Here is a 13,664-nt window from a genome sequence, read left to right as displayed (position 1 = left end):
TTGAAGTCAAAAGTATAAAAAAAATATACCTATTTTCAATTTGAGGATGGTCTTAAAAATAAACAAAAAACTGCCCAATCCGAAGACAAGGCAGTTTCTCAAAAAAAAAGCATTAATCGATCGATCGATTAATTGGATTTCGTTTTAATTAATGACAAAGTATTTTGAATGCTGTTTAATTGTTTTGAAACAACAGAAACCTGATTGTGTTCTAAATGGTTTTCTTCAAGTGCCATTTTGTATTTTTCGATGGCTGCTTCTTCACCAGTGACACATGCGTTGATTATTGCTTCGGTGTCACCCCCTGTAAAAGATGATTTGATATCAATCCAGGTACGGTGTAAGGCTCCAAGCGGGCCTCCGCCAGAAGTATCTGTTGATTTACCTAATTTATTGATTTCGTCTTGTAATTCGACAATAAATAAGGCTCTTTCACGGGCATACTCCAGAAAATCAGTTTTCATTGCCGAATTTTCTACATGTTCAGCTGCATTAGTATAGCCCAGTTTTCCATCTTCCAAAATTGAAATTAATCCTTCTAAAGTTTTAACTGCTTCTCTTGTAGTTTCATGTGTATGTATCATGATAAATATGATTTAAAATTTATATATTACAAAGATGGAATTTATAACATTTTCTTTTTTACAGGATTACGCTGTTATTTTATATTATTATGGAATGGAAATTTTGAAACTATAAAAACAGTTCATGCAGATGATAGCAGACTCTTCCTCGAAAAAAATGATATTTCTGATGTTCTTTTTTGCGTGAGGGATAGAAGCGATATCCTTTTATGGCGGTGTTCGCCATAAAAGATTTAGCGAATAGCCCGGCCTTTGGGACACGCCAAAAAAAAACAGCTCAAAGTATAAAGTGATGAAACTTTAAACCTTAAGCCGTTTTAATAAAACGATTATGTCGTTATGCAGCCAAAGCTTCTTTGATTCTGCGTAATGCTTCTTTTAAAATATCGTCGCTGGTAGCGTAAGAGAAACGAATACAATTTGGATTTCCGAATGCGTCTCCGGTTACTGTTGCAACGTTTGCTTCTGCTAAAAGGTACATCGAAACGTCGTTTGCATCTTTAATCTCAGTTCCTTTTAATGTTTTTCCGAAGAAAGAAGAAACGTCTGGGAATACGTAAAATGCTCCTTCCGGAACGTTGATTTTTACTCCTGGAATTTCTTTTAATAATCCAACTACTAAATCTCTGCGAGTGTGGAATGCCTGAACCATATGGTTTAATACACTTGGATCAGCATCTACAGCTGTAATAGTAGCACGTTGTGCCACTGAATTTGCTCCGGAAGTTACCTGGCCCTGAATTTTTGTACATGCTTTTGCGATAAATTCCGGTGCTCCTATATAACCAATTCTGTATCCTGTCATAGCGAATGCTTTTGCAACTCCGTTTACAGTGATTGTTTTTTCTAACATTCCAGGGATTGAACCAATGCTGCAGAAAGTTCCTGAGAAATTGATGTGTTCGTAAATTTCGTCAGCAACAACATATATGTTTGGGTGCTTTTCCAGAACTTTAGCCAAAGCTGTTAATTCTTCTCTGCTGTAAACGGAACCAGAAGGATTACATGGAGAAGAGAACCACATCATTTTTGTTTTTGGTGTAATGGCAGCTTCTAATTGAGCAGGTGTAATTTTGAAATCAGTGTCAACAGAAGTTGGAACTTCTACAGGAACTCCTCCTGAAAGTTTTACGATTTCAAAATACGAAACCCAGTATGGTGCAGGTAAAATAACCTCGTCACCATTGTTAAGCATTACTTGTGCGATGTTGTATAAAGATTGTTTTGCTCCTGTAGAAACTACGATTTGAGAAGGTTTGTAATCTAATCCGTTATCTCTTGTGAATTTTCTGGAAATGGCTTCTCTTAATTCTAAATATCCTTCTACCGGAGAATAAGTGCTATAGTTTTCGTCTACTGCTTTTTTAACCGCTTCCTTAATGAAATCAGGGGTGTTAAAGTCAGGTTCCCCCAAACTTAAACTGATAATATCTTTTCCTTGTGCTTTTAGCTCGCGAGCTAATGCGGCCATCGCTAAAGTTTGCGAAGTAGCTAAGTTGTTAATTCTGTCTGAAAGAATATGGTTCATTATAAAAAATTTAATTGCTCTTAATTTGCTGTGTATTTAAGAGAGGTTAATTATTAATAGATTTTTGATTATGCTAATTCGGGTTTTCTCCCAAGATCTTTTAAGTGTTTGTAATGTGCCCAAACGGCGCCCCTCATCGTTCTGAATTCATGGTAAGGCAAATTGCATTCTCGGGCTGTTTGTTTTACAATTTCAGCAATTTTTCCGTAATGGATGTGACTGATATTTGGAAAAATATGATGCTCAATCTGATGATTTAATCCACCGGTAAACCAGTTTACAATTTTGTTTTTTGGTGCAAAATTAGCGGTAGTATATAATTGGTGAATTGCCCAGGTATTTTCGATTTCCCCTTCTTCATTCGGAATAGGATTTGTCGTTTCTTCTACAACATGTGCCAATTGAAAAACGATACTTAAAATTAATCCGGCAGTATAATGCATTACAAAAAATCCGATAACAACTTTCCACCAGATTACTCCTAAAAGCATTGGTAGAACCATCCAAATCATGACATAGATTATCTTTGTAATTACTAAAACCGTCCATAATTTAGTTGGACTTTGAGGAGTTCCGTATGATAATTTTCTTTTCAGATAATTTTTCATCTGCTTAAAATCGGTTGTTAAAGCCCAATTGAAAGTCAGCAAACCATATAAGAAAAAAGAATAATAATGCTGGAATTTATGAAAACGATGCCACTCGGCATTTTGTGTAAAACGGATAATTCTTCCTGCATCCAGATCTTCATCATGACCATGAATATTTGTATAAGTATGATGCAAAACATTGTGCTGCACTTGCCAGTTGTAAACATTTCCCGCCAAAACGTATATACTGCCGCCCATAATTTTATTGATCCATGATTTTGATGAGTAAGAACCATGATTACCATCATGCATTACGTTCATACCGATTCCGGCCATTCCTATTCCCATCAAAATATTCAATAATAATTGTGCCCAGAAAGGCATGGTATCCAGTGCTAAAATTAAAAAATAAGGTGTAAGGAAGATGGAGAAAAGAATAATCGCCTTTAAGTGCAACTTCCAGTTTCCGGTTTTTTGGATATTGTTCTCCTTGAAGTAATTGTTTACCCGTGAGTTAAGCGTTCTGAAAAACTTCAGATTATCCTGCTTTGAAAATGTCGGTGCGGTATTATTCATATTAATTTTAAATAGTTGTCAAAGGTAATTATTATAAATTTTCAATTTGCAAAATTGAGTTAAATATTTCAATCGTAAAGTAGTACTTTTGTTAAAAATTTAGAGCAATGGATGAGATATTGAAATATTTCCCGGATTTGACCGACATTCAAATCGAACAGTTTCAAAAATTAGACTTTTTATATCACGACTGGAATGAAAAAATCAATGTTATTTCAAGAAAAGATATTGATGCCTTATATACCAAACATATTTTGCATTCTCTTGGAATTGCAAAAATCATGAAATTCGAACCCGGAGCAACCGTTTTGGATGTTGGAACCGGAGGAGGTTTTCCCGGAATTCCACTTGCCATTCTTTTTCCGGAAACCCGTTTTTATTTAATTGATGTGATTGCCAAAAAAATAAAGGTAGTTCAGGGCGTTGTAGATGCTTTGGAATTAAAGAACGTAAAAGCAGAACAAAAACGTGCTGAATTGGTAAAAGGTGATTTCGATTTCATAGTAAGCCGTGCCGTAACCAATATGCCGGATTTTGTTTCCTGGATTCATGATAAAATCAAAAAGCAGCACAAACACACTTTAAAAAATGGAATCCTATATTTAAAAGGAGGTGATTTGACTGAGGAATTGAAAGATTTTCCAAAAGCAACCTTATATGATTTAGCTGGTATTTTTGAGGATGAGTTTTTCGAAACTAAAAAAGTGGTTCATTTACCATTGAAGTTTAAGGCTTAAAAAGGTTTCAAGTTTAAAAGTTTCAGGTTTCAAGTTTTGAAACCTATAAAAAATCCGAATCTAATTTAGATACGGATTTTTTATATAGACAAAGTTTCGAACTTGAAACCTGAAACTTGAAACAAAAGATTATCCCAAAAATGGATATCTGTAATCATCAGGAGTTACAAAAGTTTCCTTGATCGTTCTTGGAGAGGCCCAACGCAATAAGTTCAATGCTGAACCTGCTTTGTCGTTTGTTCCTGAAGCTCTTGCTCCGCCAAAAGGCTGCATTCCAACGACTGCACCTGTTGGTTTGTCGTTGATATAGAAGTTACCTGCTGAATTTTGCAATTTCACAGTAGCCACTTCAATAGCATAGCGATCCTGACTGAAAACAGCTCCTGTTAAAGCATACTCAGAAGTAGTATCAACCAATTCTAAAGTTTCTTCCCATTTTGCATCTTCGTAAATGTAAAGCGTTACAACTGGTCCGAATAATTCGGTTTCCATCGTAGTATATTTTGGATTTGTCGTTACAATAACCGTTGGTTCAATAAAGTAACCTACAGATTTGTCGTAATTTCCTCCAACAATAATTTCAGCATCAGCGTCTTTTTTAGCCTGATCTATATAACTGGCCAATTTGTCAAAAGAACCTTCGTGAATAACTGCTGTAATGAAGTTTCCAAAATCTTCCGGAGAACCGATTTTCATAGATTTTACATCCGTAATTAATTGCTCTTTTACAGCTGGCCATAAACTTTGCGGTATATAAACCCTGGAAGCTGCGGAACATTTTTGCCCCTGAAATTCAAAAGCTCCACGAGTGATTCCGGTTACTACTTGTTTTACATTAGCACTTGGATGTGCAATAATAAAATCTTTACCACCAGTTTCACCAACAATTCTTGGGTATGTTTTATAGTTGTGGATGTTGGCGCCAATTTTAGCCCAGATATCTTTAAATACATGGGTTGATCCTGTAAAGTGAACTCCAGCGAAATCTCGGCTTGCCAAAACAGTATCGGTAATCATTAAAGCATCACCAAAAACAACGTTGATAACGCCATCAGGAACTCCCGCTTCTTTGAAAACATCCAAAATAATTTTTGTAGAAAATACCTGACTATCACTTGGTTTCCAAACTACAACGTTACCCATCATCGCGGCACTTGCAGGAAGATTGGCAGCAATAGCCGTAAAATTAAAAGGAGTAATAGCGTAAACAAAACCTTCAAGAGGTCGGTATTCTAAACGATTCCAGGTTGTAGAGTCAGATTTTGGCTGATCTCCGTAAATCTGCGTCATGAATTCTACATTGTAACGTAAAAAGTCGATCAATTCACAAGAAGCATCAATTTCTGCCTGATGAATATTTTTAGACTGGCCAATCATGGTTGCTGCGTTAATACGTGCTCTGTAAGGTCCTGCGATTAATTCTGCCGCTTTTAAGAAAATAGCAGCACGCTGTTCCCACGCCATATTTGCCCACGCTGCTCTTGATTCAAGAGCATTGGCAATCGCTTTTTCGATATGTTGTTTTTCAGCCAGATGATATTTTCCAACAACGTGCTGGTGATCATGAGGAGCTGTTATATTTTTTGTATTTCCGGTTCTGATTTCTTCGCTTCCAATATGTAAAGGAACATCAATTTGAGAATTCCACATTGTAGTGTAAGCTGCCTGAACAGCTGCTCTTTCCGGAGAGTTGGGTGCGTATCCTTTTACGGGCTCATTGACCGCTTTAGGTACATTAAAAAATCCTTTTAACATGGGATGAGATATTTTAAAATTACGAATTGTTTAATTTTAGGCAAAAGTACAAAGGTTATTTTGATTATATCACAATACAATACTAAAATGTTGTAATTTAATAAACTAATCACGTCAAGCTATAAAACGCATGTTTGTATAAAAGTTTAAATTTGAGTGACTTCAATTTACAGGACTATGAAAATTCCGCTTCTGGCTTTTAACGATAAAGGAATTTACTGCCAACAGGCTGATGTATATCTTGATCCCTGGCGGCCGGTAAAAAATGCTATTATTACGCACGGTCACGCAGATCACTCCCGTTGGGGACATCAAAATTATATTACACATCATACAAATGTTCCGATAATTCGGCATCGTTTGGGAGAAATAAATGTGACCGGAAAAGAGTGGGGAGAAACCTTTGTGATTAATAATGTGAAATTCTCATTACATCCAGCTGGACATATTATAGGAAGCTCTCAAATTCGCGTTGAACACAAAGGCGAAGTCTGGGTTTTTACTGGCGATTACAAAACCGAACACGATGGAATATCAGTTCCGTACGAAGTGGTAAAATGCCACACTTTCATCACGGAATGTACTTTTGGATTACCAGCTTTCAATTGGACGCCACAGGCAGAAGTCATTACGGAAATCAATAATTGGTGGGCAGAAAATAAAGCAGAGGGAAAAACCTCCATTCTCTTTGGATATTCTCTAGGGAAAGCACAACGACTTTTGAAATATTTAGATACCGATATCGGTAAAATATACACGCATGGTGCTATCGAAAATATGACGAATGTTTTACGTCCGATGGTGGATTTTCCGCCAACAACTTTAGTAAAACGCGAAACTAAAAAAGAAGAATTCGCAGGAAATATTGTTCTCGCTCCGCCAAGTGCCCACGGAAGTATCTGGATCAGAAAAATGACGCCTTTTGTAACCGGTGCAGCAAGCGGCTGGATGGCTTTTCGCGGAGCCAGAAGAAGACGTGCCATTGACAAAGGTTTTGTTCTAAGCGATCATTGCGATTGGTATTCGCTTTTAGATAGTATCAAATCAACAGGAGCAGAAAAAATAATCTGCACGCATGGTTATACCGATATTTTCTCCAAATATTTAAGGGAATTAGGTTACGATGCCAGAACTGAAAAAACACAGTACGAAGGTGAAGCAGCAGAAATGGAAAAAGACAATAAGGAAGTTGTATTTGAACAAAATGAAACTTCGGATATTTCTGAAAATAAGGAACTGTAGATGAAAAATTTCGCCCAACTCATTAAGACACTCGACAGTTCTAATAAAACCAACGTAAAAGTCGATGCTCTGACGACGTATTTTAAAAATGCATCGCCAGAAGATAAAGTATGGACGATTGCGATTTTGTCACATCGTCGTCCGCCAAGACCGGTTAATACCACTTTACTGCGGATTTGGGCAAATGAATTGGCGAATATTCCGCTATGGCTTTTTGAGGAAAGTTATCATATTGTTGGGGATTTGGCGGAAACTATCGCTTTAATCATTCCAACAACCAAAGAACATTCTGACAAAAGTTTAACCGAATATCTTCAGGAAATTATTGCGTTAAAAAAGAAATCAGATATTGAGAAAAAAGAATATTTGCACGAAAATTGGTTAGCACTCAATTATTACGAACGCTTTGTTTTTACCAAATTAATTACCGGAAGTTTAAGAATCGGCGTAAGCCAAAAATTAATGACCAGAGCTTTATCTAAAGCAGAAAATGTAGATGAAGATGCTTTGGCTTATAAATTAATGGGAAATTGGGATCCGAATAAAATTACGTTTCAGGAATTGATTCTGGATGAAAAAAGCAGTGATTATTTGTCAAAACCATATCCGTTTTATTTAGCTTATCCAATTGAAGGCGAAGTCGATAATTTAGGAAATCCTGAAGACTGGTCAATTGAACATAAATGGGACGGAATTCGCTCGCAAACGATTATTAGGGACAATGAAATTTATGTCTGGTCAAGAGGCGAGGAGCTTGTTACCGATAAATACCCTGAGTTTCGGTCTTTCGTCGGAATTATTCCGGATGGTACCGTTATTGATGCGGAAATTTTAGCTTTTCCCGAAAAAGAAATTGGGACTTTTAATGATTTGCAAGCCAGAATTGGACGTAAAACAATATCAGTTAGTTTACTTGAAAAAGTGCCTGTAATATTAAAAGCCTATGATATTTTAGAATGGGAAGGTCAGGATATTCGAAATTTACCGTATTCCGAAAGAAGATTATTATTAGAACAATTATACAATTCAATTAAAGATAAAACGGCTTCTTTTCAATTATCAGAAAGGGTGTTGCTCCATTCCTGGCAAGATGTTACAAACGAAAGAATGCGTGCCCGCGAAATGAAAAGCGAAGGTTTGATGTTAAAACGAAACGACTCGCCCTATCAGGTGGGAAGAAAAAAAGGTGATTGGTGGAAATGGAAAATAGAACCGTTGGTGATTGATGCCGTTTTAACGTATGCGATGCGCGGTCACGGAAGAAGATCTAATTTATTTACAGACTATACTTTCGCACTTTGGCAGATTAACGATAACGGAGAAAGAGAATTAGTAACCTTCGCCAAAGCTTATTCCGGTTTAACGGATGCGGAATTCAGAAAAGTAGATGACTTTATCAAAAAAAATACGTTGGAACGATTTGGTCCGGTTCGAAGTGTAACGCCCCAATTGGTTTTCGAAATTGGTTTCGAAGGAATCGCACTTTCCAAAAGACATAAAAGTGGGATTGCAACCCGTTTTCCAAGAATTTTGCGGTGGCGACAGGATAAGAAAATTGAGGAAGCCAATTCAATTGAAGATTTAAAAAGTATGATTTCTTAGAAGTCAAAATCATAAAAATGAACAGAGACGAACTTTATACCATTGCAGAAAACTGGTTTCAAGATCAGGGCTGGAAAGCATTTCCATTCCAAACCCAAACGTGGACAGCTTTTCTGCAAGGCAAAAACGGGTTATTAAACGCGCCAACAGGAAGCGGAAAAACCTACGCCTTATGGTTTCCGATCCTTCTCGATTACATGAAGAAAAACCCGAATTATAAAACCACCCGAGGCAAAGCCGAACGGAGCGTAGCTAAACATAAACCAGGATTAAAGGCGATTTGGATAACACCGTTATGCGCTCTTTCAGTAGAAATAAAACAAGCAGCTGAAAGAATTCTTAACGATCTGGATACACAAATGACGGTCGGAATCCGATCTGGAGATACTTCCCAGAGCGAAAGAACAAAGCAAAGTAAAAAAATGCCGGATCTGTTGGTTACGACACCTGAAAGTCTGCAATTGCTTTTGGCATCTAAAGAATTTGCAAAAACTTTTGCCAATTGCTCCGCCATTGTGGTCGATGAATGGCACGAATTATTAGGTACAAAAAGGGGCGTTCAAATGGAACTCGCTTTATCCCGATTAAAAACTATTGCACCAAAAATGCGTATTTGGGGAATTTCAGCCACCATCGGAAATCTTGAACTGGCGCAACAGGTATTGTTAGGTGTAAATTCAGAAACTTATAATAATTCGGTTTTGATTAAAGCCAATATCAACAAAAAAATAAAAGTACTTTCAATATTGCCCGACAAAATGGACAGTTATCCGTGGCGTGGTCACATGGGATTACATCTAATTGATGAGGTGGCCAAAATAGTTCGGAAAAGCAAAACGACTTTAATTTTTACCAACGTACGATCTGCCTGCGAAATGTGGTTTCAGGCAATATTGGAGAAATATCCGGAGTTTGCCGGAGATATGGCCATGCATCACGGAAGCATAAGCAGGGAAACCCGTTTGTGGGTTGAAAATGCGATTAGAAATGAAGAATTAAAAGTAGTGGTTTGTACTTCTAGTTTAGACTTAGGAGTTGATTTTGCTCCTGTTGAAACCATCATTCAGGTGGGTGGACCAAAAGGTGTTGCCCGTTTTCTGCAAAGAGCAGGACGAAGTGGCCATCAACCCGGAAAAGAAAGTGTAATTTATTTTCTTGCTACACATGCCATTGAACTAATTGAAGCTTCAGCACTGAAAAAAGCGGTTGCCAAAACTATTGTCGAAGACCGAATACCCTATTTGAACAGTTGGGATGTTTTGGTACAATATCTGAATACGTTAGCTGTTTCTGACGGATTTTTTCCGGATGAAATTTTTGAAGAAGTCCGACAAACATTCTGTTATCAAAATATTACAAAAGAAAACTGGAACTGGATTCTGAACTTTATTACCAACGGAAGTCAAAGTTTACAAGCGTATGAGGAATTCAAAAAAGTAGAAATTGAAGTAGACGGACGTTTTAAAATTAACAGTCGATTGATTGCACTGCATCACCGAATGCAGATAGGAACCATCGTGGGTGATGCTTCATTAAATGTGAAATTTTTAAGCGGAGGTTATATTGGAAATATTGAAGAATGGTTTGCCTCAAAACTACAGCCGGGAGATGTTTTTACCTTTGCAGGAAAACGTTTGGAATTATTTCGTGTAAAAAATATGCAGGTTTTGGTTCGAAAGGCTGATCCCAAAAAAGAGTCACGAACTGTGAGCTGGATGGGAGGGCGCATGGCATTATCTGTCCAGATGAGCGAATTGCTTCGGGAAGAATTATACGCTGCTAATAGTGAGAATCTGACCCCGGAATTAAAAGCTTTGCAGCCTATCTTTGCAAGGCAGCGAAAGGAAAGTATTGTCCCTGGCGATGATGAATTCTTAATTGAAACCTTTAAAACCAGAGAAGGTTTTCATGCTGTTTTTTATCTTTTCGAAGGTCGGTTTGTGCATGAAGCTTTAGCCAGTATTTTATCCTATCGCATTAGTTTATTATCTCCAATTACTTTTTCTTTGGCTTATAATGATTACGGGTTTGAATTGCTCTCCGATCAGGAAATTGACATGCAGTCGGTTTTTGATAACAATTTGTTTTCTACCGAATATGTGCATCATGATTTGCAGAAGAGCCTTAATTTAACAGAAATGGCTCGCAGAAAATTCAGGGATATTGCCGTAATTGCAGGACTAGTTTTTACCGGAATGCGCGGAAGACCTGTTAAAACAAAACATTTGCAGAGTGGCTCGCAATTGCTTTTTGAAGTTTTCAGAGATTATGAGCCGGATAATTTATTACTCCAGCAGGCTTATACAGAAACATTTGAACATCATTTGGAAGAAGGTCGTTTGATTCAGGCTTTAGAAAGGGTAAATCAACAGACTATTGTCTGGAAACAATGCAAAAAACCTACACCATTCAGTTTTCCAATCATTACAGATCGTTTGAGGGAAAAATTATCAAGCGAAACATTGGCGGAAAGAATCAAAAAGATGACAGCGAGTTATATGAAATAATAATATGAAAATTACAATCAATAAGCAAAATTTTATTTTACATCCTTGCGGTGCGGCTTTCTGGGAAGAAAAAAAAATACTTTTAATATCAGATTTGCATTTAGGCAAAGTATCACACTTCAGAAAACACGGAATGGCGATTCCGGAGAAAGCGATTCCGGAGAATTTTAAACGGTTAAACAATATTTTAGAATTATTTGATGCTGAAACTATAATTTTCTTAGGGGATTTATTTCATAGTAAAATGAATAAAGAATGGAATTTGTTTTCAGACTGGACTAAAAGGATAAAAAATCAGATTATTTTGGTGGAAGGTAATCACGATATCATTTCGAAAAAAAATTATATAGATTTACATATAGAAATTTATTCAGAACTCATAATTCATGATTTTTTATTAACACATCATCCAACAGAAAGAGAAAATCTCTTCAATTTTTGCGGACACATTCATCCGGGAATTAAACTAAAAGGATTAGGAAAGCAATTCTTAAGCTTGTCTTGTTTTTTCAGAAAAACGAATCAAATGATTTTTCCGGCTTTTGGAGAATTTACAGGTAATTTTTATCTGATTCCCGAAGAAAATGACAAAGTGTATGCTCTTGCAAAAGGAGAAGTAATAGAAATTAAAAACTAATTTAATTCAAAGCAAATGGAGCACACATCCTAAACGTAGGAACTATAACTTTAAATATTTTGGTTGTAGTAAAATTAATCATATTAAAATGACCTTTCATCGAACCATAAGGTGATGATAATAAACAACCTGAACTGTAAGTATGATTTTCGCCTGGTTTTAAAACAGGTTTTTTTCCAATAACACCTTCTCCATCAACTACTTCTAAGTCATTTAGGGAATCGAAAATTTCCCAGTGGCGGGATGTTAATTGAACTGAATCCTTACTGTGGTTTTCGATTGTGACCACATAACTAAAAGCAAAATGAATCTTGTAGTTCTTGAAGTAAGTACCTTCAAAACTAGTCAAAACAGATATTTTTATGCCTCTTGTTATCTGAGAAACCATAACTAACGTAGTATATATGTGTGCGTTATATGTGCAAACTTACGAAAAAAAATGATTCGATTGAAATCCTTTTTTAGAATGTTTAGTTAATAATGTTCAATGAGTTGGCGTTTCCTTTTCCGATAACTCTTTCGTAACGGTCTGTATTTTCACGGTAATAGACTATTACGAAAAAAAATGATTCGATTGAAATCCTTTTTTAGAATGTTTAGTTAATAATGTTCAATGAGTTGGCGTTTCCTTTTCCGATAACTCTTTCGTAACGGTCTGTATTTTCACGGTAATAGACTAAAATAGTGTATTCGTTTTCAGTTTGATAAAAGTTTCCGTCGATGGCATTTTCATAATCAATAACACCATTTTTGTCAGCAACTGTGTATTGAAAATTTGTAAAACCCTGTTTAATCATTACGGCTTTTTCATAAATACCTTTATCTGCATTATAATCCATTTTGTATTCTGGCGACAAACTGTAATTATTGAACATTCCGGTAATATAAATGTCTTTGTTTAACCTGAATGCAGGAGCTGAAAGGCTAAAATAGACCCAGGCGTAATCAGCTTCAATTTCCTGATTGGATCCGTTAATATTTTTGACTACAAAATTTCCATTGACATCCTGATATACCGTATAAATCTGATTGCCTCTTGCTGGGCTTGTGTATAAAAATGAACTGTAAATATCACTGCTTGAATTTACTTTCGCTACATTGTTATTTGCAGCTCTAATATCTTTATTCTCAAAGTATAAAAATTCATTTCCGCCCCAAAATTGTGTTTCACTGTCGTATTTATAAACCAATTGATTACCAAGTGTATATTGTGGGGGAATATTTTTAATACTCGTATTAAAATCACCATTCTGCATTAAAAGTATTTTTACGTTTTGTAATGGTGTCTGAAAAGCAATGTCATTTGAAGTAATGGCAATATCAAGATTTTGTTTGTATTCAATGTTGTTTAAATTTCGGGTTCGTTTAACCTGAGCTGCTACAGTAGAGTGATTTTCGTATAAAATGAACTTTCTGGAGAAAATAAGCTCTCTGTCTTCATTTAGGATTTTGACCATATAATTACCTGAAATTCTTAGCTGAGTAGCAAACTGATTTGGAAAAGGTAACTTATAATGCGAGTAATTCTGGAGCGTATTGAAAGAATTCGAATAATCCATAATTCTTTGATTGTCAAAACCCCGAATATAATCTGTTTTAGGGATTTCTGAAGGCTTCCAGTTGTAGTCACAATGTACAATTTCGAAATAATAATTGGCTTCGTTGCCGTATAAATCATCAAATTGAAGTTCAAATGTGGAACCTAATTCAAATATTGGGACTACATTGCTGCCATTTTGTACAAATGAAACTGTTTTTATATTGTATGGCGGATTAATTTCTTTTTCCTGGGCTTTCGCCAAACTGAAAATAAAAAGAAAAATAAAGCTTGTATATGAAAATTTTAACATCAGATTACGTTTGTAAGATTGTAAATATAACAATTTTATAGAACGAAAAAGACGCT

At 36.0% G+C, this 13,664-nt stretch carries 11 protein-coding genes; 5 read left to right on the top strand and 6 right to left on the bottom strand.

All coding sequences use genetic code 11. The annotated features are described in order from the left end of the window. Nucleotides 1-128: 128 nt before the first annotated feature. The 3 genes from FLACHUCJ7_RS06250 to FLACHUCJ7_RS06240 form a co-directional block, all read right to left on the bottom strand. Nucleotides 129-584, bottom strand: a complete 456-nt coding sequence (locus FLACHUCJ7_RS06250) for a ferritin-like domain-containing protein (protein ID WP_180908309.1) — start codon at nt 582-584, stop codon at nt 129-131. Between the two features lie 337 nt (nt 585-921). Further along, nucleotides 922-2,112, bottom strand: coding sequence for a pyridoxal phosphate-dependent aminotransferase (locus FLACHUCJ7_RS06245; RefSeq protein WP_180908308.1), 1,191 nt, complete (start codon nt 2,110-2,112; stop codon nt 922-924). Between the two features lie 68 nt (nt 2,113-2,180). Next, nucleotides 2,181-3,278, bottom strand: a complete 1,098-nt coding sequence (locus FLACHUCJ7_RS06240; RefSeq protein ID WP_180908307.1) for a fatty acid desaturase family protein — start codon at nt 3,276-3,278, stop codon at nt 2,181-2,183. Nucleotides 3,279-3,385: 107 nt separating this feature from the next. Between FLACHUCJ7_RS06240 and rsmG the strand changes: the two genes are divergently transcribed. Beyond that, entirely contained in the window at nt 3,386-4,015 is a 630-nt protein-coding gene (gene rsmG / locus FLACHUCJ7_RS06235) for a 16S rRNA (guanine(527)-N(7))-methyltransferase RsmG (RefSeq protein ID WP_180908306.1), read from the top strand. A gap of 129 nt (nt 4,016-4,144) precedes the next feature. On the opposite strand, the gene pruA is transcribed toward rsmG, so the two are convergent. Then, a complete protein-coding gene (gene pruA, locus FLACHUCJ7_RS06230; RefSeq protein WP_180908305.1) occupies nt 4,145-5,770 on the bottom strand; it encodes an L-glutamate gamma-semialdehyde dehydrogenase in 1,626 nt (541 codons plus the stop codon). A gap of 177 nt (nt 5,771-5,947) precedes the next feature. On the opposite strand from pruA, the gene FLACHUCJ7_RS06225 reads away from it, so the two are divergent. From FLACHUCJ7_RS06225 to pdeM, 4 genes are read left to right on the top strand one after another with little or no spacing between them, the layout of a single operon-like run. Beyond that, complete coding sequence (locus tag FLACHUCJ7_RS06225) at nt 5,948-7,012, top strand: ligase-associated DNA damage response exonuclease (protein ID WP_180908304.1); 1,065 nt, start codon at nt 5,948-5,950, stop codon at nt 7,010-7,012. Further along, nucleotides 7,013-8,614 (top strand): ATP-dependent DNA ligase, encoded by a 1,602-nt coding sequence (locus tag FLACHUCJ7_RS06220; protein ID WP_180908303.1) that lies wholly within the window; start codon nt 7,013-7,015, stop codon nt 8,612-8,614. Between the two features lie 17 nt (nt 8,615-8,631). Further along, complete coding sequence (locus FLACHUCJ7_RS06215) at nt 8,632-11,121, top strand: ligase-associated DNA damage response DEXH box helicase (RefSeq protein ID WP_180908302.1); 2,490 nt, start codon at nt 8,632-8,634, stop codon at nt 11,119-11,121. 4 nt (nt 11,122-11,125) lie between these two features. Continuing rightward, the gene (pdeM, locus tag FLACHUCJ7_RS06210) at nt 11,126-11,758 is read left to right on the top strand and encodes a ligase-associated DNA damage response endonuclease PdeM (RefSeq protein ID WP_180908301.1); all 633 of its coding nucleotides are present in this window, start codon (nt 11,126-11,128) and stop codon (nt 11,756-11,758) included. A 1-nt stretch (nt 11,759) separates the two neighbouring features. Here pdeM and apaG read toward each other — a convergent pair whose 3' ends face one another. After that, a complete protein-coding gene (apaG, locus tag FLACHUCJ7_RS06205; RefSeq protein WP_031454545.1) occupies nt 11,760-12,146 on the bottom strand; it encodes a Co2+/Mg2+ efflux protein ApaG in 387 nt (128 codons plus the stop codon). Between the two features lie 208 nt (nt 12,147-12,354). Continuing rightward, nucleotides 12,355-13,608 carry a type IX secretion system plug protein gene (locus tag FLACHUCJ7_RS06200; RefSeq protein ID WP_180908300.1) on the bottom strand — a complete coding sequence of 418 codons (1,254 nt, stop codon included), beginning with the start codon at nt 13,606-13,608 and terminating at the stop codon, nt 12,355-12,357. Between the last annotated feature and the right edge of the window lie 56 nt (nt 13,609-13,664).

This window comes from Flavobacterium salmonis (assembly GCF_903819435.1).
GTDB classification, from domain to species: Bacteria; Bacteroidota; Bacteroidia; order Flavobacteriales; family Flavobacteriaceae; genus Flavobacterium; species Flavobacterium chungangense.
The sequence above is the reverse complement of the archived record's forward strand: the minus strand, read 5'-3'. Positions and strand labels throughout refer to the sequence as shown.